A 22,134-nucleotide genomic window follows, 5' to 3' on the forward strand; every position below is an offset into this window, starting at 1 on the left:
GCACTTGGTCATCACTCGATCGAGCATTAAGAGACGCCGAATTTTAAGATCACCGTCCTCGTGACGCGGCGAACCCTTCGATGGCTGAACTGAGGCAAGTTCCCTAAAGCTCTTCCGGCGGCCAAATCGCATAGTCGTGCAAGACACCATCCGCTCGCATGGCCTCGCCGCCTTCCGGCTCCGGGAATGGAGTTCCAACCGGAAACTCGAAGGGGTCGCCGAGGAACGGAACGACCCACTGCCCGAACGCATCGTTGCGCACGTAAGACCATGATCCTGTCGGGTCGGCGGGTGGCTCCGGCGTCCAAGGATTGTGCTGATCGGTCCAGGCCGCATAGGCGCGGGCTTCGGCCTCTTTCCCCTCGGGGAAGATAACGACTTTGTTCGCCACTTTTACCTCCGTGACATGAGCCACGCGTGCAGCCCGTCGAGCTGAACCTGCGGCGTGTTGAAAGCACAGATGAGGACAGCGGCAACGCCACCGAGCCAGTAGTTTGAACTCGTGGGGCTGGCGGTCGAGCCACCGATGCGGGTCCGGTCCGTGTTTGTTGCTGGGGTGACAGCGGTCGTGACGACAGGCGCATTGTCGACGATAACGCTGACGCTATCGGCCGCAATAATCGCCTGCATGACGTGGCGGCCGGTGAGATCGACATCCCGGTTGAGGGCCGACACGCCTGACGTTCCGTTCCCCTGCGATGCCTCGCCCCGGTTCACGCCGGTATTGGCAAGACGCTGCAATCGGCGGCTATTCGCGACATTGCCACCATAGGCAAATGCAAGGCGCGGGTTCTGCGTCGTGTCCGTCGCAAGGGCCTGCTGATCGATGAGCACGAACATGCGGACAGGGTTCGAACCGCTCGGAACGCCGGGCGGCAAGCCTGATCCGGTCAAGACATCATCCACACCATCGAAGACGACGGACGGACGCCCGTTGAAGGCGGTAGGCAGATACTGCGGCTGCATCGCTCCGGCCGCGGTCAATGCAAAGCCGGTGACCCGGTCGGCCCAGGAGGAGACGAAACCACCAGCCCGTGTGATCAGATCCGCATGATCCGCATCCCACCAGCACAGGAGATTGGCCCCGAGCGCGGCGATCGGATCGTAGGGCGCCCCGCCGCCGTTGAGGACGACGGGGAGCCCGGAGAGGGAAAGGTCGAGCGCCAGCCGCATTACGACGCGTTCTTCGGTGCGAAGTAGGTCAGCAGTGCCGGCAGGCCGATCGTCAGCGCATAGAGCGCCAGATAGCCGTACCAGGGCGTATCATCCGGCATGAACGGGATACCGGCCGTACCGGTGAGTGCGCCGCCGGCGGCAGCCGCGATAGCTTTCGAAACCTTCTGCATGGGTGGTTCTCCTTTACTGAGCCGCACGGGCTTCCTTGAGGGCGAGAGAGACGGTCGCGTATGCCGTGGCCGCGACGACAAGAGCGTTTGCGGCCGTGACGCTTTCGGGATCGTCGCAGATCACCTGCACGCCTTCGTAGGCGGCAGCCTCCCTGCGGATGGTCGGGGCCTTGATGTTGCCGGAGGCGGATGCGGCGACGAATGCCGCGTGCGCCGTCTGGATCAGGGCACAGGTCTTCGGCAGGTTGTTCTTGATCGCGGTATCGATCGAGCCGGTGGTGGTGCATGCGGACAGCGCGACGGCCGCCGCTGCGAGGATCGCAGTGCGTTTCATAAGGTCGTTCCTTGTCGTGAGGTTAGAGGCGGGATTTCACCATGGCGCGCATCTGATCGCCGATGGCGATTGCGCCCTGGATGGAGGGATCGAAGGGAAGCCGGGAAATGTCCCATTTGCCCTTCTGGGTGATCTTGAGCGTCGGCTGGACTTCGGCGTGGCTGAGGACCGTCTTACGGTCGACCGGGATGGAGTAGCGCTTGCAGAGCTGCGCCAGGACGCTCGTCAGAGCCTCCCATTGCATGCGGGTGATTGGCTGCTTGCCGGGATTGAACGGGCTTTCCACCGCTCCTGCCATGCCGCAGAGCGATACGCCGATGGAGCCGGTGTTGCAGTTCAGCGTGTGGGCGGCATATCCGGCCTTCGTCTTCGGCTCGCTGTTGAGTGCGATCGAGGGCTTGCCGCGGACGAGCTTCCCGTCACCCTCGATGAGGATATGGTAATGCTCACGATCCAGATCGCTCGCCTTGTTCTGGCCGGCCGTCCAGTGGAAGATGATGCGGGATATCTTCGCGTCGGGCATCCAGTCTGCGGGAATGGGCTGGCCAAGATCGAGGTTTGCCCTAGCGCCGGCCACGGTTGTGGATCCGGTACCTGCGATGTCGAGAATGGCCAGGGGTGCTCCCTTGGCAGCCTCCTTTTCCCCCACGTCCCGCCACATGGCAAGTTCATCGAGGGCATTGTTGATGGCGGCGATGCTCTCGGCTCCGAAATCGCCGTCCGGTCCGAATTTGGGAAGCGGAAAGCCGAGCGCGATCAAGCGCCGCTGCAGATCCTGCACGGTCGTTTTCATCGATGTCTCCGATTTCGAAGCAACGGCGCGATTACGCGGTGGTTAGATGAGGCTGCCCTTCATGAGCCGTAGTCGGAGCCCCGGTTGCTTCGCCCATTCGCGCCGACCTCTCGCATCTTCTAATTCAGCATTGTTGCAAATATGCACTCGACTCCTTCCCCAAGGCACGCTTCACTGCTCGACACAACCGGAGTGAGGAGCGGCTGTTGCTGTACGAGTGGGATACGCGGAAAGCTCGCAGAGCCTCCATGATCAAGATGTCAGCAGCGTTTGCTATCGCCGTAGGTACCGTCGCCGTCCCGGTCTGGATTGTGATTGAGGCCATCAATCGGTAAGTTAGAGAGCCCGAATGCCGGAAGACTTGACACCTTACGCCATCGGAGCACTTCTCTCTGCCATTGTCCTCGGCGTGATCCCGCATGTTCTGGGTGATCTCTGCCGAGCGGTCGGAATACTGTAACTGTCGTATTTCATGTCCCAACCGCTAAGCCCTACGACATCTAATGCAAAGGCAAACGCAAGTGGTATGAAAAGACCCGCCTCTCGGTGGATCAAGAGGCGGGCCAGTTAGTCCAGGGCCAAGAGCTCCGGAGTAAGCAGGGTATTTTCTTGGAGCCCCCAGCCCCAGAAGGGCGCATTCAAACCCCAGTGAAATTAAGGGGGTCGATCACGTTTTCGTCAACCACCAATATGCCATGGTGAATATTCGAGGTAGGCAGTTACCCTTGTCCACTCAAGGTGTATGCGCAGCCCATTGGAACGAGGCGGCCACGCGGCAGTTGGAATATGCTGCGGCCCGTGAGTTCCAACACCTCCGGGCCGTGGCCGGAGGCCGGTTGCGTTACCCATTCGCGCACCGGCCTCTCGACCCCTGCGATCATGGCGAGGCATATCCGACAATTCTTCAATCTCGGCTCTGAAGCCATAGCGATGTGGCGCGGGTAACGGATCGACGAGGCTTCTCTGTCGCCGGAAAAGAGAAGGCTCAACGGCCGAGTTATCAGCACCGGAATTGCTTAATGAAGGGGAAGCTCGACGAGATACTGACGCTGCCGGTCGGCGTCATTATATAACAGCAAAACGTCGTTTCTGGGAATTTTCAAGAATCGCATCACGCAAGCTCCAAGTTTCGGCTTATCATTTTGGAAATCTTGAATTCTCCGGAACAAGTTTTCCGCATCGCTTTTGTATGGTGATTTTCTAATGACATCCCACGCGTAAGCGCTAGCAACTTGGTCGTTAACCCTGGTCAAATTCAACACCCCGAGCATCACATTGGTCCGCAGCACGTTCCCGCTGAAAGCCCATGGGTATTTCTTCCATCTAGTCCGGCAAAGTTCGTTCCAGTACGGATAAGGGTCATAACCGTAATCAGCTTCCATCGGGACAATCGCGACATGTTCAATTTCATTTTCTAATACTGCCATCATGTCACTATCGTTGGGATTATCGACCTTGGGCACAAGTTTGGGCACCTTGTCTATAAGGTATCGTTTTGCATGCAAAAGCTCATGCAGAACTTCTTGTGAGCTAATGTCTCGGTGATGAATTCTGAGGTCAACTAGATTAAATTGCACTGCGACCGCAGGACATTCGCGCCATTGATCGTAAGCGTACTTAATATGGCGGCCCAGTTTTTCTTCGATTTCGTCGTGCAGAGCGCGGACTTTCGGATCAAGTCTCGCGATAATCATCTCACGTATTGAGGTCATCGTCGCAAATCTTCTCAAGCCAACGAGGAGCAGTGTAGCAGGAATAATTCGTTAGCCAACAAGTTGCACACGAGATTGATGGCAGCAGTTCTGGATATAGGTATTGCCGTCGAGCACGGAGGAGAGGCGAGGGCGTGGCTGCGGAAAGCGACTCTGGCGGGGGCTCCGCGATGTCAATTTACCGCCCGAACGCCATCTGCCGGCACTGCACTTGGCGAAGTGACGCGTCAGGCCTCACCTTTCTTCACCGGCTTCTCTGCCGGCGGTTCGGCTGGCTTCTCGATCTGCGCCACCTGGATGCGCTTCACCAGATCACCGATCACAAAGATGTCCGAACCCCGCAGGGTGGATTCGTGAATGAGCCCGAGGAGGAGGCCCCGGTCCTTTTCGCTGTCGAGTTTCATCAGTGTTTCTCCTCGCTTACATCCGGGGCTGCTGGAACAGGGCAGCTACGCAATCCGCTGCCGCAGTCAGCCCCAGGCGCGCCTCTCCCCATATATGGGGAAAACTGCTCCGGCGATGGGCCCCGATCGATCCTATCGATTTGGAGCGACTCGTCCCCTGAGCCCCGCCATTCCATGGTAAACTGCCCAAACATCGAGTGTCTCATGTCTTTCTCCTTTATGCTCCGATAAGTCCGTGAGAGGTGAGGTCATCGATAAGCGCTTTGACGTGTTCCGCCAGTTGTGGGAGCGTCACGGTGCTGGTGGCAAACGTCGTGCGTGTGGCCGTACCGGTAGGGGCGCCCCATCCCGTTTGCCGGGTGTCCAGAACCTGGATGCCGTTGCGTGCGAAAGGGACCAGCGAGTTAGCAAGGGTCGTGCTAATTACGAAGGAATTCGAACCCGCGATCCTCAGGCGAAGCTGATCGTTGGAATGGTTGTAGGAGACGCCACCCTGCTGCAGTCCTTCGGGGTCAGCAAAGTAGAGCCCGCCGATCTGCGTGTTCGGCGTCAAGATGGTGAAGCCCGTATGAGCGCTATTCTCAAGGACGAAGCCATCTGCGCCAGTGGCGGCGACATCTGAAATATTCAGCCCGGATGCGCCCTGGAACAGGTGAAACATGCCGCGCCACGGGTTGGCGATCGGCAGGTTTACGCCGATTTTTCCGCTCGCAAAGTCGCCAGAGATGAGCGGGCTGCGGGTAAATCGATCCTGGATGAACAGACGATTGGATAGGTTTGCGTTGACCGTTCCATCGGGGTTTACACCTGCATCCTGGCCGATAAAAACGGACCAATCGGCGGTAAAGAGATCACCGCCCGAACCATTACCCGCGTTATTGCCGATAAAGACGGAGCTGCCGCCTGCATCGTGAGAGTAACCGGCATTTCGGCCCAGATATGTGTTGCCGTTGCCTGTCCGATGCTGCCAGCCTGCATTCTTGCCAAGCGCCGTGTTATTGTCGCCGAAGACAAGCTTGAACAGCGCGTTGTTGCCGATGGCCGTATTGTCGTTGCCCTGAAGCAAGAGAGAATCGGCGCGGTAGCCCACCGCAACGTTTCCGCTCCCCTTGATGATTTCGCAAAGCGCATCACGGCCGAACGCCTGATTGTAGGAAAAGTCGGTATTCGACGTTGGCCACGGATCGGAATTGATCCAATCCACAATCGCCTGTCCAACCGAAGACGGGAGACCATAGAGATTGCTGGCAGTCCACGCCGGGTTGAGGGTGTACGCGCCGGGATCACCCAATACCAGCATTGCCCCACCGCCGTTGAAGATCAGATCATGGTGGTAGAACTTTCCGCTGGTATCGTCGGTGAGAACTGCGCCGCCCCACTGCATCACGAGTGAGCCGAAGCCGTCAATGCGCTGCGCAAATTTAGTATTTCGCATAGCGCCCTGGCCGTAAACGCTCACTCGATCCACGTTCTGGGCCTTGGTCAACACCAAGGAGCCGAACGCCGTCGTTCGAACCGTGTTCGAATCCAGAGTGTTCTGGATACCCGCACCGAACATCGTGTTGCCCTGGTTCGATGAGGCGGGGAACTCCTCATAAAGCCAATCGTCGTCAGTGTAGGTGCGGGGGATTACGACGACCGAAGAGCGGTCGGCGTAATGAAGGATTTGCGCTCCATCCAGCGTCACCCCATCAGAGATGATCGAGCCCGGGCCGTGGATAGGTTTGGCAGGAATGGCGGTCTCGATATCGAAAACATTGCCGCCCGGGAGGAAGACGGAGGAAAGACCGGCCTCCGCCAACTGGTAAGCGGTCGTGTCGTCCGTCGTGCCATCGCCCGTTGCCCCGAAATAGCGGGGGGAGTCGTCGCGGAAGGCTTGTGCGTAGACGTTTTGGTTCTTGCCCGTGGGGTCGTAGGTGGCGGGCTGCATGGCCGTTGAGGCGAGGATACCCTCTGCCGCCGTTGCAAAAGCATTCACGTCTTCATCAGCTGCCGATCCAAGCCCGAGCGCGCTTTTGAATGCTGCATCGTCTTCGCTGGCGGACAGGTCGCGCATGAAGGACGAGACGGTATAAGTCGCCGCCTCACCTTCCCCGGTATAATAGATTCCGACATCGGAACCCGTCGTCACCTGATCGATAGCCGCCAGATTGGGGCCGATGATGACATCCTGAATGTTCGCGACCAGCGAGGAAAACGGGATGATATTGTAACTGTCGATATCCCGGGTCCATGCCTGAAAGAAGGTTTCGTCCTGATCCGGCACCGCCGGCACAACAGCCAACTGCTCGTAGTCAGGCTTCACGACAAGATCAGCGTCTTCCCGATCGACGGTGAGGCCATTGGTTCCGGAAATGCGTGCAGGGTAGCGGGGAAGGACGCGAAGGCGAAGGCTGGTCATCTGGAAACGATCCCGTCAAGAACTGGCAGGGTGCCGATAAGGTATTGAGTGGTGTAATCGTCGCGCTCGATCGTCACGCCGATTTCGTATGTCCCGGCACAAAGCCCGGTCATTTCGGTGCGGAGGAAAGTCCATTCCAGGACGCCATTGCCGAGATCGGTAATCTTGCCGTTTTCTATGCTGGCGGACAGGCGAGGCGAATAGCAGCCCTGCTCGCGCACCTCGACAAGAACGGAGACGCCCGTGAAATCGGTAATGGCCTCGCCCGTGTTATCATCGACAATTTCGAAGGGTTGCGACCAGTCAGCACGATTGGAGATGGGAGAGAGATTGGCCTGATACATGGTCAAAGCCTGATATAGACGGTGATGGCAAGAGACGGCTGGACGTTGTTGTGTGCCGCGCCTCCACCTCTTGCGCCGATTGTCACGCCATGCGTGTGGTCGTTTACGGGCTCGCTGTCGAAATAAGTGTTATCGGTCGGGCCGTTCTGGGCTCCCTGGCCGCCGCCGGAACCGCCTTTTGGAATTCTGTGAAAGTGGCCGCCCGCCGGGACTGCCGTTGCAGAGTGATTGTGTGACGGCATCTCGTCCACGACCAGAGTATGTGTCTCACTGCCGCCTCTCCAACCGAGAACGGTAGCCGCGTTCAGGATGCCGGCGGCAATGTTGCCCATGTCGTCAAGACCAACGATGGCCTTGCCACGGAAATCCGGAAGTTCCAGCGGCTTGTTCGCTCCCCAATCGGCAGCGGCGCTCCCTCCCCGACCGCCAGCAACAACAAGGTTCGGATCGGCATTCCAAAGGAATTCATAGAGAGCTTGGCAGTCGGAGTTCGCCCGCTCAGTTGCGCCACTGGTCGCCGTGCCGATAGACCTTCCATTGCTCCGGACGTAGCCTTCCAGGAAGCCCTCTCCGTATCGGACCTTAAGGTCACCGGTCTTGTAGATCGCGTTTGGATCGACAGGAGCAGGCGGAGAGCCGCCCCCGCTCTCGGTCGGGCCAATGATCGGGATTTGATCGGCATCGTAGAGAATGACGCCGCCGGAGGTCGTGACGCGGACACGGTAAAAGCCATCCTCTTCATCCATGTAGACAGCCGGGAACCGCCCAAAGCCGTCTGTCGAAAGCGGGTTCGGGTGCGGCGTAAGAAGCCCGTAATCCCTGAACACGGAAATCGGTGTCGTGGTGCCGCCCTCATAAAAAAAGGCCTTGGCGCCGACGATCGGCTTGCCGTTCAGGTCATTCATTTGGGAAAAGGATTGCGGCCAGAATCCACTCATTGCGGTTTCCTGCTGGTTGATGCATGGTTTTCCGATGAAGATGATCGATCATGACCCCGAAGAGCCGAAGATTGACCGTGGCCCCGGGCCATGGCGGTGGGTATTCCCGGTGATCGGAGTGATCCTCGCGCTGAACATCTTCACGCGCGAGATCGATTGGGTTTCGCTGGCACTGGGGCTTGGTCTGGGATGTACATTAGCCGGATGGGCGATCGACCTGACCGGTAACAAGGTGCCTGCCAATTGGCGCCGAAAATCACCTGACCGGAACCGGAACACTGATTTCTAGGGGCGGCCGCCGATCCTGACCGAGAATACGAGGTGGCGCGCTCGTCGTCATCGAATTGAGGATGGCAGTAGCCATTCCGCGCTTTGCGTTGTCATCCATCTTCGTGCTGCTGGCGACTGTCAGCAGGCGCCGGGCATGTTCCGGATCAGTCTCCATCAGTGCGCGACCGACGCGTTCGATAACACGGGGCGGAAGGCCCTTTCCCTCGTTCAAAGCCTTGGTCACAGCAGTGAGAGCCGCGGTCTTCCATTGTCCTTTCATCAGGTTGGACAATAGGGTCGGGTCGAAATTCGCGAGATCATCGAAGTCGGCGAGATTGTCAGCCGTCCTTGAACCTCCCGTCGCCTGGTTGATCGTTTCGAACATGCGCTGCTCACGGCCAATGCGGCGTCCCAGCCTGGTGACCTGTTCGGGATCGGCAACCGCCTGAAACTCTTCCCTGAACTTTGGTGTCATCAGCATTCGAGCCTTGTTCGTCGTCGGAGAAGACGCGGCTCCCTCCACACGGGCGATCAGTGGATCGGCATAGCCGGCTCGGTATGCCGCCTGCTGATCAGGGGACATCGCGCTGAATTCTTCGATCGTGTCTGCGGCACGGCGGCGACCGCTCGTGGCCGCTCTACCTGCGTCCACAGCGTCAATCACTCCGCTTTGGCGGGCAAAGGTATCGTTGGCCTCGCGAAACGCGGGGGAGGCCTCTTCCAAGGCATTGTCGACTCGCCGTTTCACGGCTCGCAGCGCGAAGACTTTATTCCCAAGCCCCTGAGCTTCAGCCTTGGCAATGGTGTCGTCGAGGTTCAGCTTCACGCGAAAGAGGGCGTTGAAGTCGGTGATCTGCGAATTACCGTCCGTGAGACGCGATTTCACCCGGGCCAGTGCGGTTTCGATATCATCCCAGGCGATATTGTTCTGAGGGTTGACGATCTGATTGACGCCGGGCTGCAGCGTCTCGTCGAGCTGTTCGATGATCGGAGTTACATTGACAGCGCCGGCCTGCCGTCTCGCGGCCTCATAAAGTCCATTGGCTTCCGTATCGCGGGCTTGTGTCAGGCGCGCCGTACGCTGCAACGCGGTGTCAGGCGCGTTGAAGCCCTCCGCCAATGCATTGGCCAGACGGTCGCCCTGCCCTCCCTGCCGCCTCATCAGCTGCTCGATAACCTCCTGACGAGCCTCGTTGGGGGTTCTTGTCACGGAGGAAAGCATTCTCTGGCCGGCGTTGCCCAAGGCATCGACAAGAGCGTATTCGCTCTGACCGTCGTCCGCGGCGCTCTGGAGGATTCTTGCGACTTGCTCCGGCGTCTTGCCCGAACGCTGCATGGCGGTTGCAAGAGCGCGATTTGCAGCATGTTCAGGTCGCAAGCGGGCCATGATAGGAGCAGCGAGCGAACCGAGGAATGCTCCACCCCCTGCAATGGCGTAAGGCGCCGCGGCGCCACCCGCAAGACCGACCGCGCCGCTTACGCCGCCCGACCCAAGACGATTTAGGAAACCGCCTTCGCCACTGCCGAATCCCTGAAGCCCTCCCAGGACAGCCCCCTCACCGGCACTGGCGCCGGCAACACGGGCGAGGCTCGCCCCACGCTCGATTGCGTTGGCTGTTGCCGACAGGCCGGATCTTGCGAGCCCCGCGCCACCAGTCAACCCGCCACCGATCTGTCCGGCGAGCCGATAGCCGAAACGATCCCGGCTGTCGGCGGCGTCCACGGCCCGCTGGCGCTCAAGGTTGCGGCTGTAACGCTCGGAGATCGAGCCGCCCCCCTCCCCCGTGCCGAAGATCGGGTTGAAGAGCGCATCTCCGCCAGCGGCGATTTCATCGGCGAGACCGAAAGAGAGCGTGTCGGCGGCCCCCCGCATGAACGTGTCAGCCTTGGCCAAAAAGTTATCTCTTTCATCCTCCTCAGGAGAAACAGCGGCTTTGACTGTTGGTCGCGTTGGGTTTCCGTCCGCTGATGCCCCGAGCCGCTTGGCGATTTCCTCCACCGTAGCGTTCTGCTGCTCCGGCGTGAGATTCTTGAAGCTATCATCGACCGTTACCCGGCGACCGGCAATGTTGAGAACGGTCATTCCTCAATGCTCCATGTCACGCCCGACGATGTCTGGTTTCCGGTCGGCGTCCTCGACCCGGCTTTTTTGCGAGCGCGATCAAGACTGCCCTGAACAACGGCCCGCAATTCGGCCAAGGCTTCTCGGTAGTCGCGTTCATTCTGGGCGACGTTCAAACGTCCCATCGCGGCCGTGGCTCGCTTGCCTTCTTCTTCGGTGATCTGCCCCGCGCCGCGCAGCGCGTTGTAGGCCTGGAGGAACGACTGCCCGCCGATCTGGTCCATCTTGGACTGAACCCGCTCCGAATCCGCCGAGATGTTCTTGAGGCGGCTGTTATACGGCCCGAGCATGTTAGGCAGGTAGGAATCGTTCGCCAGGCTGTCGATCGACGCCAGCATTTGATTTGCGGAGGCCTCCACCTGCGGAAGAGCGGCAATCGCCTCGGCGGTGTTTTCCCCTTCCTTCTTCTGCTGGGCGGCCCCGGAAACATCCTTCGAGGTCCGGGTAATCGGTGCGCCCGTCCGATTGTTGATCGTAAGCGTTCCGGTTCCGGTGTCGATGTTGCTGATGCCGGGTGTGAGGATAACGCCCTCCGGCAGTTCTACCCGGCGCAAGCCACCGCCCTTGAGCGGCTGGAATGCGACGGTGTTTCCTTCTGCGTCCTGGCCGTAAACAAGATTCAGACCAGCCTCGTTCGCCCCAAGGCCATTCCCGCTCGCAGCCTTCGGGAAACGGCCGACGGTCTGGACTTCACCCGTCTGCTGGTTCGCCCTTGCCAACGTCCCATCCGGGAGCGTGACGAACTGCCATGGCTCCGCTGTCTTGCCGGTCACGTTCTGCTGCCAGAGCTGAAGGCCTGCCTGACGCAGGTTCGGATCGCGAAGCATTTCCTGAATGATCGAGATCGGGACGCCGCCACGTGCAACAGGCGTGACACCCGCCGCAATCATACCTGAGGCATCTGCCGCCTGCATCGGCGCGCCGGAGTTGGGAGCCGACACGACGGGATCGACATAGGCTTGCGGCTGGTTGGTCGCGGCAAGCTCGCCGGCAAGCGCTGCGCGGCCTTGGACAGGGGTTCCAGAGCCGAACCGATCGGCATCAAAGCCGCCGATAGAGCCGGACGGAGGCGCAACGACATCGATTGCCGCCGAAGTGGCATTCCCACGGCCGAATTCCTGGGCATAGTAGTTCTGCGCCAGCGCACGGCGCCGTGCAGCTTCGCCGCCGCCGGGATTGTCATATCCGGCAAAGCGCCATGCGTTCGCCATGATGTCAGCCGCTTCCTGTGGGGACTTGGCGTTGTTCAGGCTTTCGATGAGCTGCGGGTTTTCCTGGAGGAAGAATTCCGCCTGCGTCTGGGGAGAGCCGTTCCCCTGCTCGCCCTTGCTCTTCGCATAGGCCTGGAGGCTTGCCAGACGAGGACCGCGCCACGACAGGATACCCCCCGACGTGCCAGCCTGCCCCGATTGCGACGGATCAGCCCACGTGCGGTCAGCGTTCGCGCCGTTCCATCCGCTTTCCGCCCTGCCCGTCGCGGCGATTGCCGAAAGCGCATAGGGATTGTTGACGCGGGTTCTGACCGTATCGATGAACGGCTGGTAGGTGCTGCCCTGCGGAGCGCTACGCTCAACCGGTGTAACCGGAGCGGCGAACGACTGCGGAGAAGACGGCATGGCGGCCATGGGGGCGGCATCCGGCTGCTCTCCGATCAGATCGGCAAGCCGGTTGAACGACTTGTTCTGACGCTGGAGCTTCAGGCCGTCTCCGATCGTCTCCCCGAGATCGGCAAGCCATGAGGTGTTCGGCTGCGGAATAGAGACGCCAGGAACAAGAAGGCTTGCGATTGCCATCAGAAAAGCCCTCCGCTGATGATTTTCGCCCCGCCGCTCACGAGATTGCCGAACAGGCCGCTAAGCGCGGAATTATTCGCCGTCTGCCCCTGCGCCATCTGGTTGTTCAGCCCCATGCGGCCTTGAGCGACACCACTTGCGAGGCTGAGACGGTCGTCCGTCGTGCCCTGATACAGACTCGCCAGCCCACCATAGGCATTCGCCTGACCGTTGGTTGCCGACAGGCCGGTATCGGTGAGGCCTGAAAGCCGGTCCAGCCATGACCCGTATTCCTGGTTGGCGAGCCCCTGTCCGTACTGCGTCAAGGCAGTCAGGGTGTTGCCGCTGTTCAGCATCCCGGCCGCCGACGCTCCTCTAAGCGCCGCCTGCGTGCCTTGATCCATCGCGAACTGATATCCGGGTCCGGTCTGGAAGGCTTCCGTGGCAGCCGCGCTGCCATCTGCTCCGTTCAAGCCTAACGCATTGGAATACATGCCGACCGCATCCGCGCCAGCGGCGGTATAGGGGTTATAGCCGGCAATCGCCTTGTTCAGTGCTCCCGCAGATTTCTGCTCGCCGCTGTTGATGTAGCCGAATCCGGTACGCTCCAGATCGGAGAGAACCTGTCTGTTCTTCTTCGCGGCCTTGATGGTCGGGTCACCGGCATTCAAACCAAGAAGGGAATCAAGAAAGCCCATTATGGCGTCTCCAAATCATCAATGCGGCGTTCGATATCGCGGATATGATCGTCCACCCTCTTCAGGTAGAGGTACCAAGTCTGGGTGACGCGCCCGGTCCTCGGGTCAACCATCGGCTCTTGAGGTGGCGGTATGGGGGGTAACGGCGTGAGGTTCGTAGCCATCAGCGTGACCTTGGATCCACATCCATCTGACCAGCCTGAAGGGACGCATAGACCGGATCGCTGATATCCAGCCTCCACACCCGCCCGTATGGGCCAGCGACACCGCAGCGATTGACAGTCACCCGATTACCGAAGCGACCGACCGGGCCCAATTTTCTCTGGACAGGTATTCCGAAGGCGTTCCCGCCATCATCGGACCACGAAATCAGAACGACAGGATCGGTTTCGATCGGTTGCTCACCGGCCACGAGACCCTGCCCGACGATGAAGTCAAAATCCGCTCTTGGGATGGAAACGCGGTTCGGAAACCCACTCGCCGGCTGGGAAAAAACACTCATCACCAGAGGCTCAAGGCCTTCGCGCTGGTAAGCGGCGTCCAGCATCCAGACCTGACCCGTCTCGCGGTCTCCTACCACCCACCCGCCAAAAGCCTGAGCGGAGCAAATCGCTCGCCAGTTCGGTATCTGGTAGCTCTTGCGCTCGTGCCAGAGGCCCGTTTGAACCTCGTATTCCCACGTAAAGCCCGGGCCGGTCACGGCGACCCAATTATGGCCCGAGGTCACCGATACCGTGACATCAAGCGTCGTCTTGTCCGTCACCTTCTCAATCAGACGATCGAGGTCGGGCGTCGAAATCTTCGTCGGTGTGTACCCACCAGAAAGGAGATAGACGCCGTTATCGTCGCCTACGAAAACGATGGACGAGAACCCGTCCTCAAAACCAGCTATGGCAAACGTCGAAGCGATACCGCGCGGGATGACCGCCGCACGGGAAAACGGCGAGCCTGTCGCATTCCCCGCGTTCTGCCATACCTCGATCGAGGAAGGACCACAGAGCAACAGAAGCTCGCCATAGGGGTAAGCGCCATAAATGCCGCCGGGCCGGTTCTCGGCCTTGCCGAAGTCCAGCGCGGAAACCGTCGTATCGTTGATGGCGGAAAAGAACACCCGCCCGTCGCGAATGGCGAAGATGAAATAGCCGGCCAGGAAGCAGACGGTGAGCGGCTGGGGAAGATCACCTTCTCCCAGCGAAACAGGCGGCGCCGTGTCGTCCACCACGTAAACGTCGTTTTCCGTCACGCACAGGATATCTGGGACCGGAGCCTTGTTGTTGCGTGCGAATGTCACCCTTCCCGTTCCAGGAAGCTCGCCAAGATCGGTGACGGCGAATTCGCCAAGCACCACCGTGACCTTTGACAGCCTCTCCGCCTGCGCGATGTAGAGCGTTCCGTTGCCGTCGAAATGCATGCCGCGCATGCCGTTGTGCTCGCTCAGAGCCATGGCGCGCAGTCCTGGAGAACGGCGACGGGCATATTGAGCCCTTGCGCCACCCTGCAATTTCTCGGCGTAGCAGTTGATCAGACGGCCGGCACCCTCGCCGGGGCGCTCCCCTGGCGCCGTCGTGATCGGAAAGACAATCTCGACCATCAGAAATAATCAACCTGGAGCGTGGAACCGGGAACGTAGGTCGATGGCTTCATTTCCCGGATGCGATTGACCGCAGCCAGCACACGCTCTTCATTGCGGGCCTGCCCGAAGTCCGGGGCGGCCATGTCGCCAATGATGGTTGCCAGCGCGTCGAGATACTGGTCTTCGAATTGCGTCGTGTCGGAGGTGTAATAGATGTCGCGGGCGTTCAGTTCGGCTATCTTGCCGTCAATCAGCTTGTCGATCTGCTGGACATCTTCCGCCTCTGGGGATTGACCGGCGGCAATGACGTTGAGGAGATCAAGCGTTCGCTCGATCAGGTCTTGTCTGGTTTTCATCGCCGCCGGTCCTGTTACTTCACGTATTCGGCTTTTTCGCCGTCAGACATGGCGTTGAAGGCGTCGGCATCCTCTTTCGAGAGGCCTTCCTTCAATTCCTTGTCACCCTGCATGATCGAGAACGAGCCACGACCGCGATGCACGGCCTTCAGTTCGTTATCTTCAGACTTCGCGGGCTCCTTGGCCTCGATAACCTCGAAGAAGGGGTTGCCGCGAAACTTCGCGAGGTGCTTGGCGTCCGTGACTTCGACGGCTTTGCCATCCGCGAAATCATAGCCGTACTGCGAGGTAGTGCCGGGCTTGTACTTGACCTTAGCCATGATCGGTTCCTCAGTTGTTCGGGAGGAAGGCGATAACGACGACGGCGGAGCCGGCCGTTGCCGCCGTTCCCGTTTCCGCAAGCTGGCACGTCAGTTCGGTATCGGACGTGACAACCATGCTGACCGCCTCATCCAGCGGCACAAAAGCCGCAGCGGTCTTCACGTCCAGATCGGTGCCGTAGAGGTCACCGTCCGCCGACGTGCCGATGTCGAGAACGGTCGTGGTGGCCGAGTTGAACACCGTATTGACCTGGACGCCCGACAGCGCCTTGAGGATGAGAGCGCCGGCCGGGATGGTGCCGAGCTTCACGACGGCGCCCATGTCTGCGACACCGATCGTCTTGCGGATGAAATGCACTTGCTGCGTACCGGCATCGCGAGCCGGGATTTTGCGATTGAGACCCATGGTCCTGTTCCTTTTTCCGGAGAAAGATGAAGGGCGACCGAAGCCGCCCTATCGCTCATCAGGCATCAGCCGCGGCAGCGACAAAGCAGGTGACGACGCCCCATTGCTTCAGGTTGGTGCCGTCCATCGGGTGCTTCTTGAACATCTTGGAGACGCCGAAGGCCATTTCGGTGCCAACGCCCGTGATGAACCCGTAGTCGTCTTCCTTGCGGAACGTCGGCTTTGCCATCTGGCCCCAGCCGAGAACCGCCGCCTGCTGGCCGCAGAGGAACACCGGCTCGACACGAGCGGACGAGTTGCCGGCCGTGAGGAGCGAGGTCCAGACGTTGGTCACGTACTGCGAGATTTCCGGGACTTCGCGGATGATCACGCCATCGACCAACAGGTCGCCGTCCTGAAACAGCGGGTTGTTGTTCATGCCGTTGCCTTCCCGGGCGCGGGCGTCCCGGTTGAGCTGGATGATGGTCGGATCGTTCTTGTAGTCGCGGAAGGCGTTGGTGCCTGCGAACGTCACGAAATATTCGTAGCCGTTCTTGGTCTTGTAGGGCTTGATCGCCGGATCGGCCAGCTTCGCGACACGCTTCGCCAAGGTGATCTGGGCAAAGCTTGCCTTGTCGTTGGTCGTATCGATGTTGGCGAGAGCCGTGGCATGCGTGGCGTTGTAGTTGCTGACGGCCGAACCGTACAGCACGCGGTCGGAGTTGGCCGCATTCCAGGTGTTGCGCTGGGCTGCTGTGGCCGCCTCGTAGCGGATGCCGTTGATGGTGTCGCCGTCGTCGGAGCCGAGACCCGCTGGCGCGGTTTCGGCCGGGAGAGCCATGAAGGCTTCGATGAGGTCGTCACGCTGGCGTTCCTTGCCCCAATCCGAGAGGAGCGGCTTTGCCTCACCGAACACATCGGCAGAGTCCTTGTGCTGCTCGTTCTTCTTTGTGGCGACGGCGTGGCGAGCCCAATCGATCCACAGGCGCATGCCGTAGTTGTCGATCTTCTCTTCGTTGCCGACGAGAGTACCGGCGCCCTTGCCCTTGCCGCGAAGCTTGGTGACGAGCGGGATATTCATCTGCTCGCCGCCGCTCTTCAGCTCCTGACGGATGCGGATGATGGCGTTCAGATCCTGCCCCATGTAGGGGGAGAACATGTTCTCGCGAACGAATTCGCGGTTGATTTCCTTGGTGTAGACAACAAGCTTGTTGTTGTCCTGGACCGTGGTCATGGACATGTGCGTTTTCCTTTTGAGACGGGCGGCGCCGTGTCAGGTCACCGCGTAGCGAAGTTGAAAAGCGCCCCGTCGCTCACGTCATTGTCGGCAGGCGTGTTGCCACCGGCCGGAAGACGGCTGAGGGATGGGGGAAGGTTGGTGACAGGCTGTGAACGATTGGTGTTTGCAGAAGCCGTGCCGCGAATGCGCTCCATGATCTTCGCCTGTTCGGCTGGATCGCTGAGACGCCGTTCGATCTCGGCATTCAGCCATGCGTCCGGATCATTGCCGATCCGCTGCATGAGCTGGTTCTGGGTGTGCCACTTCACCAGATTGTCGTAGGGATTACCGCCGGCCATGATCTGCTGGTGCAGAGCGCGACCCTGTTGCGTCCCCGATAGAGCGTTTGCGGCTTCCTTCGCTGCGGCGAGCTTTTCGGCTCCGTGAAGCTGGGCTGCCTGAAGCTCCCACAACATCTCACGCGTTTCCTGCATCTGCTGCTGGACGGGCGTGAGCTGGCTTTTCAGGTAGGCATCCGGATCGTCCCAGAGGGATGCCGGGGGCTGTTCCTGCTGCGGCTGCGGCGCGGGCTGGCGCTGGGCCATGACCATGCCGCGAAGTTCTGCGAGTTCACGCCGAAGTGCTTCGTTTGCTGCCTCCGCTTCCCGGCGCTTTTCCGCTTCTGCTTTCAGCCGCGCTGGAGGAATGCCGCCCTTGTCGTGCTGCTCCTCCTGTACCGGCTGCTGTTCCGCAACCACGGGCTCTTCGACAACGGCAGGCTGTTCTTCCTGCTTGGCTGCGAAGCGCCCGATATCGTCGCGGGGCTGATCGTTTTTCTGCTCCTGCTGAGCGGCCGGCATGGCTTCGCCAGTACCGGACATGATTTCGTCCAGTTCATTCACTGATGCTCTCCGATGTCGTTGGAAGTCACGAATTCGCCCGTGGCCCGGCGGCGGCTTGTCGCCCGTCTCAAGTCGGCGGCACTATTTTCGCCCGTTAAGGACGGCGGCTCCTATCCTGGGATGCCTGACGCATCGTATCCTTGTGAACGGTCATCCGCTCTTCGCGGCTGCGCTCCTGCTCGATCTGCTGGTTTGCCATCTCGACCGGAGCAAGAGCGGTTTCCGTCCTGATCTTGTCGGTTTCGGCAACAACCTTTTCTGTCGAGGCGTTCTTGTTGCGGATTTCGGCCAGCGCCTGCGCAACCTCGATATCGGTCGGGCCCTGTTCGCCGGTCATTCCAGCCGTACCAGCATCGGCAATCGCCTTGCGGGCCTGAGCCTGCTTGAGAATGGCGCTGGACTGCTTTTCGGCAATCTCAGCTTCGGCCCCGGCAACCGCCAGAGGATTCGGAGGCTGGTTAGCGGCCTTCTCAAGGATATCGAGCGCCTTCTTCTTCACCGAACCTGTAAGCGGCGAAAGCTCGATCAGCAGTTCTGGCGGCACGTTCTGGCCCTTCGTCGCCATAACGGTCAGGGTATCGTAGGCGTCCTGCTGCATGTTGATCGTGTCGGGGCCTTCATCGATGATGATATCCACGTCAAGCGAGCCGAGAGCGTTGACCAGCGTCGGCATGCCCGTATTCGGATCAATGCCCATCTGGTTGACCGCGAAGAACTGCGCGACCTGATTGTCATCCGTCACGCGAATCCACCGCTCTGCCGTCCAATGGCGCTGAATGGCGTTCCATAGCGCCCGGTAAACCCGGAGCTTCCAGCCCTTGTAGGCCAGGAGATACGGGCCAAGCTCGGCAATCCCCGCCTGCTGCTGTATCTGCATCGCACGGCCGGAGAGCTTATCGACGCCCTGCCCGATCAGGGCCGGGTTGAAGCCGTAGTTCTCGATCTCGTTCTTTGCGTCCTCAAGGAATGCGATCTGCCCTTGAAGCTCCGTACCCTTGGCGGAATCATCGAACTGCGGAGACTGAGAGCCCTGAGGAAAATCAATGACACCGTCAGGGCGTGCCGCTTCCCGCCTGATTTTCTCGATATCGGCGCCTGTCCCGGTCGGGATGATGATGCGGCGGCTGTTGAGGATATGCAGCCCCTTGGACCTGCGCTGGTTGATCTCATCCTGCGACGACTTCATGTTCCGCACGAAACCGTAGCGGTCTCCGTCGTGGTCGATATTGGCTGAGTACATGATGTATTTGCAGAAGGTGTTGCCCTTTTCATCAATGAACGGGCTTTCTCCCTCTGCCAGGATCGTGGCTCCCGTATAGATGCACCAGCGCCATTGCCCGTTCCTGATATACCAGTGATCGACAATGCGGATGCGGTTGCCGTTCTCGCCGGTCGAATACCACTTGTTGTCCGTGTCCGGGTTGCTGGTCAGTTCCGAGCCGCTTTCCAGCGATGCCCTGATTTCATCGGCCTTGTCCGGAAACTGCTCGATCGCTGCCTCAAGATCAGCCCACTTGCCCATGCCCTGATAGCGGGCATCGGAGAAGTCCATCTTCAGCGAGCGAGGGTCGTAGAAATACGAGGAAGGATCGACAATCTCGAACCCGACTTCAACATCTCCCCTGTCGCCCTGCTCAAGCAGCAGCTCCACACCGCCGATACCATCGACCGCGCCGTTAAGCCCGCAGATCGGTGATTTGCTCGCCCAATCCTGCTCATCGCAGACATAGCGAAGCACGGCGGTCGCAATCTCCGCGCCCTCCTCATGCTTCGGCGTTCTCGGGAAGCCGCGAGGATCCTGCCTTTGCCTTTCCAGGAGGCCCACAACCGCGTTGATCTTCCTGCCGATGCGATTGTACGTAACGACAGGCTGACGGCGCTGGTTGAACGCCTTGATCTGCTTATCGGTCCACTGGCTGCCGTGGTAATACCGGCGCGCGTTCTGCTGCTCCTTGATCTCCTCGTTCTTGGTTTCGAGATACGCGAGGTATCCCTTCTTCAAGGCCGAGAGGTCGGACTCATAGGTCGCGGCAGTCGGCCCTTGAGCCGGTCCGCTGCCTTGCGTATAGCCGGTGTGGTTGCCGAGCATGGCTTACCAGATCGCTACGATGCCGGTCGCGGTCGTGCCGGATGCCCGAACGCGGGAGACGGCAAGCGGATGAAGGCCTGCCTGCACGGAAATGGTCACGGTCTGGCCGCCGCGCATGATGACGGAAATATCGCCAGCCACGCCGACATACAGGCCCCGCGAAACATGCGTCAGGTCCGTGCTGTCGCTTGGCGTGACGGCCTCCGCATTCGAAGCGGGTCCGAGCACATCGACATCGGCGCCATAAGGATTCGTTGCTGCCATGGTATGCGCTCCTAGTATGTCATCCAGTCGTTGGCTTCCGCTGGGTCTTGCGCGGGCCGGTAATCCTGATGCCGCTTTGGCTCTGGCGGCTCTTCCTTGGCTGCTTCTCGCCATGCCAGGCCGAGATAGCGGAAGGCAGACCCTATATGCTCCGCCCAATCCTTCACCGGGTTTTCGCGGAACGTCTTCAACTCGTCGTCCCATTCCCGGCGATAGTTTTTCAAGCCATCGACACCGAGTTCCATTCGAGTGCCGCGCTCGTCTTCGCCTCTGTGGAAGAGAGCAAGCTTGATCGTCTCGCGACCGGCTGAAAGACCATCGGCAACCGAGACCTTAGCGACCCTGTGAGGATTGCGCTTGAGCGAGGTCAGGATTTCGATGCGCGTCCTGCTCGATCCCCATTCCGTGTTGATCGCATCGTGTGGAACGTAATCCGTGCCGTGATAGCCTCGATCGTCCAGCCATTTGCACCAGTCGGCAACGTCGTCCGATTCCGGCCGGTAGAAGTCCACGATGTAGGGGCGGCCCTTGATGACCTGAAAACACCAGATCGGGTTGTTCACCGCCTTGCCCAAGTCCCACGCGGTATGAACCGGATATCGCTCGTCTATCTCGACACAGCGGATACGGTCCTCACGTTCCGCGTTCGCCATCTCAGCGCCCCAATACGCGCCGACCATGGCTCCGGCGAAGGAGCAGTGATATTCCTGTTCGAAGATTGCCCGGCCCAGGTCGATGCCGTGCATGTCCTGATATTCTTGCAGCGCTTCCGCCAGATCGGTTTCGCTCAGCGCTTTCGTGTCGTTGATCGACAGCAGCTCAGAGAACCAGCCGTCGTTCCCCTTCGCCCTGTCATACATCGTCTTGGCGTGGTTGTTGCCGCGCGGCGTCGTGATGAACGCTGCAAATCCGCCGGTCTCTCGGATCATCGGCGAATGATACGCCCACGCGCTCGGGTTGCTCAGCGCCCATTCCGAATAGGCTATCCCCTTCGGACCGGAGCCGACCGTGCTATCGTACCGATCCGAGCCGATGAGCTGGAACGTCGCGCCATTGTTCAGTTCGATGAACATGTCATCGTCCTGCATGCGCTTGATGATCTGAGGCGGGAAGGACTCGAATATCCTTCGCTTGCCCGTGTGACCGTTGACGCCGTTCCAGATGGCCTTGCGCGCCTGCTTCTGCTCGGGGAAGCAATGCCAGTATGTACCCGGGTCTTTCCAGGCCAATTCCCGCATCGCGTTCAGGACAATCTCGTCCTTGCCGGCGCGTCGATGCCATATGGCAATCAGTCGGTCATGCGTCCGGTGAACAAGCGCCTCGTGGAATCGCCTTTGATACCAGCGAACACGGAATTGATGGATGGTCACTTTTCAGGCGCGGCTTCGTACACGGTCTGGAACGTGACGGTCATGTCGCCGGAATGTTCCTGCTTGTCGGCAAGACCAAGATCACGGGCAATAATGTTCGGATTCAGCAGGTCCGCAGCAGCTCCGGCGAACTTCTGCTGATAGATGACAGCCTCAACTCGCGAGATGATGTTGGATAAATCGGAACGGTTTTTCTTCCACTCGACCCATGTCGAGAAGTCGATATCTATGAAGAGGCAAAGGCCTTGCAACGTCATCGCTCGCATTTTGGCGATCGGCTCATGGGTGTTGATGCCCTGGAAGGACGTGACCTTGTCCTCATAGAGAGGATTGCACTCAATCCATTCGAAGTACTCGCAGCAGGCAGACCACAAGTCGTCTCCGTTTTCGAACTTGGGCTTTGCACCATGAGAGGAACGCGCCTCCCAAAAGCGGTTGCCGGGGAGGAAGCGACCCGTTCCAGGATCGCGATCTGCCATTCGTCAACTCCTATTTTCCGTGCCACAAAATATTAAACGTAGC

General features: G+C 59.7%; 24 protein-coding genes. 1 reads left to right on the forward strand and 23 read right to left on the reverse strand.

Annotated elements, in window-relative coordinates; genetic code table 11:
• Nucleotides 1-103: 103 nt before the first annotated feature.
• The 10 genes from QTA58_RS00155 to QTA58_RS00200 all read right to left on the reverse strand — a co-directional run bounded on the left by QTA58_RS00155 (nucleotide 104) and on the right by QTA58_RS00200 (nucleotide 8,272).
• Nucleotides 104-391, reverse strand: coding sequence for a hypothetical protein (locus QTA58_RS00155; protein WP_289671209.1), 288 nt, complete (start codon nucleotides 389-391; stop codon nucleotides 104-106).
• Nucleotides 392-393: 2 nt separating this feature from the next.
• Entirely contained in the window at nucleotides 394-1,173 is a 780-nt protein-coding gene (locus QTA58_RS00160) for a hypothetical protein (RefSeq protein WP_289671210.1), read from the reverse strand.
• Nucleotides 1,173-1,346 carry a hypothetical protein gene (locus QTA58_RS00165; RefSeq protein ID WP_289671211.1) on the reverse strand — a complete coding sequence of 58 codons (174 nt, stop codon included), beginning with the start codon at nucleotides 1,344-1,346 and terminating at the stop codon, nucleotides 1,173-1,175. Before QTA58_RS00165 ends, QTA58_RS00160 begins: the two co-directional genes overlap by 1 nt.
• A gap of 13 nt (nucleotides 1,347-1,359) precedes the next feature.
• Nucleotides 1,360-1,680: a cell wall anchor protein gene (locus tag QTA58_RS00170; RefSeq protein WP_289671218.1), complete on the reverse strand. Its 321-nt coding sequence runs from the start codon at nucleotides 1,678-1,680 to the stop codon at nucleotides 1,360-1,362.
• A gap of 22 nt (nucleotides 1,681-1,702) precedes the next feature.
• On the reverse strand, nucleotides 1,703-2,473 hold the full coding sequence (locus QTA58_RS00175; protein WP_289671219.1) for an N-acetylmuramoyl-L-alanine amidase: 771 nt from the start codon (nucleotides 2,471-2,473) through the stop codon (nucleotides 1,703-1,705).
• Nucleotides 2,474-3,489: 1,016 nt separating this feature from the next.
• The gene (locus QTA58_RS00180; RefSeq protein ID WP_289671220.1) at nucleotides 3,490-4,185 is read right to left on the reverse strand and encodes a hypothetical protein; all 696 of its coding nucleotides are present in this window, start codon (nucleotides 4,183-4,185) and stop codon (nucleotides 3,490-3,492) included.
• 227 nt (nucleotides 4,186-4,412) lie between these two features.
• Nucleotides 4,413-4,589, reverse strand: a complete 177-nt coding sequence (locus QTA58_RS00185; RefSeq protein WP_289671221.1) for a hypothetical protein — start codon at nucleotides 4,587-4,589, stop codon at nucleotides 4,413-4,415.
• A gap of 217 nt (nucleotides 4,590-4,806) precedes the next feature.
• Nucleotides 4,807-6,990 (reverse strand): glycosyl hydrolase family 28-related protein, encoded by a 2,184-nt coding sequence (locus QTA58_RS00190; protein WP_289671222.1) that lies wholly within the window; start codon nucleotides 6,988-6,990, stop codon nucleotides 4,807-4,809.
• Nucleotides 6,987-7,334 carry a hypothetical protein gene (locus tag QTA58_RS00195; protein WP_289671223.1) on the reverse strand — a complete coding sequence of 116 codons (348 nt, stop codon included), beginning with the start codon at nucleotides 7,332-7,334 and terminating at the stop codon, nucleotides 6,987-6,989. The genes QTA58_RS00190 and QTA58_RS00195 overlap by 4 nt, the downstream gene beginning before the upstream one ends.
• A 2-nt stretch (nucleotides 7,335-7,336) precedes the next feature.
• Nucleotides 7,337-8,272 (reverse strand): hypothetical protein, encoded by a 936-nt coding sequence (locus QTA58_RS00200; RefSeq protein ID WP_289671224.1) that lies wholly within the window; start codon nucleotides 8,270-8,272, stop codon nucleotides 7,337-7,339.
• A gap of 34 nt (nucleotides 8,273-8,306) precedes the next feature.
• On the opposite strand from QTA58_RS00200, the gene QTA58_RS00205 reads away from it, so the two are divergent.
• A complete protein-coding gene (locus tag QTA58_RS00205; protein ID WP_289671225.1) occupies nucleotides 8,307-8,561 on the forward strand; it encodes a hypothetical protein in 255 nt (84 codons plus the stop codon).
• On the opposite strand, the gene QTA58_RS00210 is transcribed toward QTA58_RS00205, so the two are convergent.
• The 13 genes from QTA58_RS00210 to QTA58_RS00270 all read right to left on the reverse strand — a co-directional run bounded on the left by QTA58_RS00210 (nucleotide 8,529) and on the right by QTA58_RS00270 (nucleotide 22,091).
• The gene (locus tag QTA58_RS00210; protein ID WP_289671226.1) at nucleotides 8,529-10,625 is read right to left on the reverse strand and encodes a hypothetical protein; all 2,097 of its coding nucleotides are present in this window, start codon (nucleotides 10,623-10,625) and stop codon (nucleotides 8,529-8,531) included. The genes QTA58_RS00205 and QTA58_RS00210 overlap by 33 nt on opposite strands.
• Nucleotides 10,622-12,457, reverse strand: a complete 1,836-nt coding sequence (locus tag QTA58_RS00215; RefSeq protein ID WP_289671227.1) for a phage tail tip lysozyme — start codon at nucleotides 12,455-12,457, stop codon at nucleotides 10,622-10,624. Before QTA58_RS00215 ends, QTA58_RS00210 begins: the two co-directional genes overlap by 4 nt.
• Nucleotides 12,457-13,134 (reverse strand): hypothetical protein, encoded by a 678-nt coding sequence (locus QTA58_RS00220; RefSeq protein ID WP_289671228.1) that lies wholly within the window; start codon nucleotides 13,132-13,134, stop codon nucleotides 12,457-12,459. The genes QTA58_RS00215 and QTA58_RS00220 overlap by 1 nt, the downstream gene beginning before the upstream one ends.
• Nucleotides 13,135-13,297: 163 nt before the next feature.
• Nucleotides 13,298-14,725 (reverse strand): packaged DNA stabilization protein, encoded by a 1,428-nt coding sequence (locus tag QTA58_RS00225; RefSeq protein ID WP_289671229.1) that lies wholly within the window; start codon nucleotides 14,723-14,725, stop codon nucleotides 13,298-13,300.
• Nucleotides 14,725-15,063: a hypothetical protein gene (locus tag QTA58_RS00230; RefSeq protein WP_289671230.1), complete on the reverse strand. Its 339-nt coding sequence runs from the start codon at nucleotides 15,061-15,063 to the stop codon at nucleotides 14,725-14,727. The genes QTA58_RS00225 and QTA58_RS00230 overlap by 1 nt, the downstream gene beginning before the upstream one ends.
• Before the next feature lie 14 nt (nucleotides 15,064-15,077).
• Entirely contained in the window at nucleotides 15,078-15,383 is a 306-nt protein-coding gene (locus QTA58_RS00235; protein WP_289671232.1) for a hypothetical protein, read from the reverse strand.
• A gap of 10 nt (nucleotides 15,384-15,393) precedes the next feature.
• Nucleotides 15,394-15,789, reverse strand: a complete 396-nt coding sequence (locus QTA58_RS00240) for a hypothetical protein (RefSeq protein ID WP_289671233.1) — start codon at nucleotides 15,787-15,789, stop codon at nucleotides 15,394-15,396.
• 58 nt (nucleotides 15,790-15,847) lie between these two features.
• Nucleotides 15,848-17,008, reverse strand: a complete 1,161-nt coding sequence (locus QTA58_RS00245; RefSeq protein WP_289671235.1) for a DUF4043 family protein — start codon at nucleotides 17,006-17,008, stop codon at nucleotides 15,848-15,850.
• Between the two features lie 38 nt (nucleotides 17,009-17,046).
• Nucleotides 17,047-17,889 carry a hypothetical protein gene (locus QTA58_RS00250; RefSeq protein WP_289671236.1) on the reverse strand — a complete coding sequence of 281 codons (843 nt, stop codon included), beginning with the start codon at nucleotides 17,887-17,889 and terminating at the stop codon, nucleotides 17,047-17,049.
• A gap of 94 nt (nucleotides 17,890-17,983) precedes the next feature.
• Nucleotides 17,984-19,978, reverse strand: coding sequence for a hypothetical protein (locus QTA58_RS00255; RefSeq protein ID WP_289671238.1), 1,995 nt, complete (start codon nucleotides 19,976-19,978; stop codon nucleotides 17,984-17,986).
• 3 nt (nucleotides 19,979-19,981) lie between these two features.
• A complete protein-coding gene (locus QTA58_RS00260; protein WP_289671239.1) occupies nucleotides 19,982-20,242 on the reverse strand; it encodes a hypothetical protein in 261 nt (86 codons plus the stop codon).
• A gap of 11 nt (nucleotides 20,243-20,253) precedes the next feature.
• Nucleotides 20,254-21,612 carry a hypothetical protein gene (locus QTA58_RS00265; protein ID WP_289671240.1) on the reverse strand — a complete coding sequence of 453 codons (1,359 nt, stop codon included), beginning with the start codon at nucleotides 21,610-21,612 and terminating at the stop codon, nucleotides 20,254-20,256.
• Nucleotides 21,609-22,091 (reverse strand): DNA-packaging protein, encoded by a 483-nt coding sequence (locus tag QTA58_RS00270; protein WP_289671241.1) that lies wholly within the window; start codon nucleotides 22,089-22,091, stop codon nucleotides 21,609-21,611. Before QTA58_RS00270 ends, QTA58_RS00265 begins: the two co-directional genes overlap by 4 nt.
• Between the last annotated feature and the right edge of the window lie 43 nt (nucleotides 22,092-22,134).

The organism is Neorhizobium sp. CSC1952, assembly GCF_030378245.1.
Classification (GTDB): domain Bacteria; phylum Pseudomonadota; class Alphaproteobacteria; order Rhizobiales; family Rhizobiaceae; genus Neorhizobium; species Neorhizobium oryzae_A.

Coding starts and splice junctions, on each gene's coding strand:
- QTA58_RS00160 (WP_289671210.1), bottom strand. CDS start 1,173: ATGCGGCTGGCGCTCGACCTTTCCCTCTCCGGGCTCCCCGTCGTCCTC.
- QTA58_RS00165 (WP_289671211.1), bottom strand. CDS start 1,346: ATGCAGAAGGTTTCGAAAGCTATCGCGGCTGCCGCCGGCGGCGCACTC.
- QTA58_RS00170 (WP_289671218.1), bottom strand. CDS start 1,680: ATGAAACGCACTGCGATCCTCGCAGCGGCGGCCGTCGCGCTGTCCGCA.
- QTA58_RS00175 (WP_289671219.1), bottom strand. CDS start 2,473: ATGAAAACGACCGTGCAGGATCTGCAGCGGCGCTTGATCGCGCTCGGC.
- QTA58_RS00180 (WP_289671220.1), bottom strand. CDS start 4,185: ATGACCTCAATACGTGAGATGATTATCGCGAGACTTGATCCGAAAGTC.
- QTA58_RS00185 (WP_289671221.1), bottom strand. CDS start 4,589: ATGAAACTCGACAGCGAAAAGGACCGGGGCCTCCTCCTCGGGCTCATT.
- QTA58_RS00190 (WP_289671222.1), bottom strand. CDS start 6,990: ATGACCAGCCTTCGCCTTCGCGTCCTTCCCCGCTACCCTGCACGCATT.
- QTA58_RS00195 (WP_289671223.1), bottom strand. CDS start 7,334: ATGTATCAGGCCAATCTCTCTCCCATCTCCAATCGTGCTGACTGGTCG.
- QTA58_RS00200 (WP_289671224.1), bottom strand. CDS start 8,272: ATGAGTGGATTCTGGCCGCAATCCTTTTCCCAAATGAATGACCTGAAC.
- QTA58_RS00205 (WP_289671225.1), top strand. CDS start 8,307: ATGAAGATGATCGATCATGACCCCGAAGAGCCGAAGATTGACCGTGGC.
- QTA58_RS00210 (WP_289671226.1), bottom strand. CDS start 10,625: ATGACCGTTCTCAACATTGCCGGTCGCCGGGTAACGGTCGATGATAGC.
- QTA58_RS00215 (WP_289671227.1), bottom strand. CDS start 12,457: ATGGCAATCGCAAGCCTTCTTGTTCCTGGCGTCTCTATTCCGCAGCCG.
- QTA58_RS00220 (WP_289671228.1), bottom strand. CDS start 13,134: ATGGGCTTTCTTGATTCCCTTCTTGGTTTGAATGCCGGTGACCCGACC.
- QTA58_RS00225 (WP_289671229.1), bottom strand. CDS start 14,725: ATGGTCGAGATTGTCTTTCCGATCACGACGGCGCCAGGGGAGCGCCCC.
- QTA58_RS00230 (WP_289671230.1), bottom strand. CDS start 15,063: ATGAAAACCAGACAAGACCTGATCGAGCGAACGCTTGATCTCCTCAAC.
- QTA58_RS00235 (WP_289671232.1), bottom strand. CDS start 15,383: ATGGCTAAGGTCAAGTACAAGCCCGGCACTACCTCGCAGTACGGCTAT.
- QTA58_RS00240 (WP_289671233.1), bottom strand. CDS start 15,789: ATGGGTCTCAATCGCAAAATCCCGGCTCGCGATGCCGGTACGCAGCAA.
- QTA58_RS00245 (WP_289671235.1), bottom strand. CDS start 17,008: ATGTCCATGACCACGGTCCAGGACAACAACAAGCTTGTTGTCTACACC.
- QTA58_RS00255 (WP_289671238.1), bottom strand. CDS start 19,978: ATGCTCGGCAACCACACCGGCTATACGCAAGGCAGCGGACCGGCTCAA.
- QTA58_RS00260 (WP_289671239.1), bottom strand. CDS start 20,242: ATGGCAGCAACGAATCCTTATGGCGCCGATGTCGATGTGCTCGGACCC.
- QTA58_RS00270 (WP_289671241.1), bottom strand. CDS start 22,091: ATGGCAGATCGCGATCCTGGAACGGGTCGCTTCCTCCCCGGCAACCGC.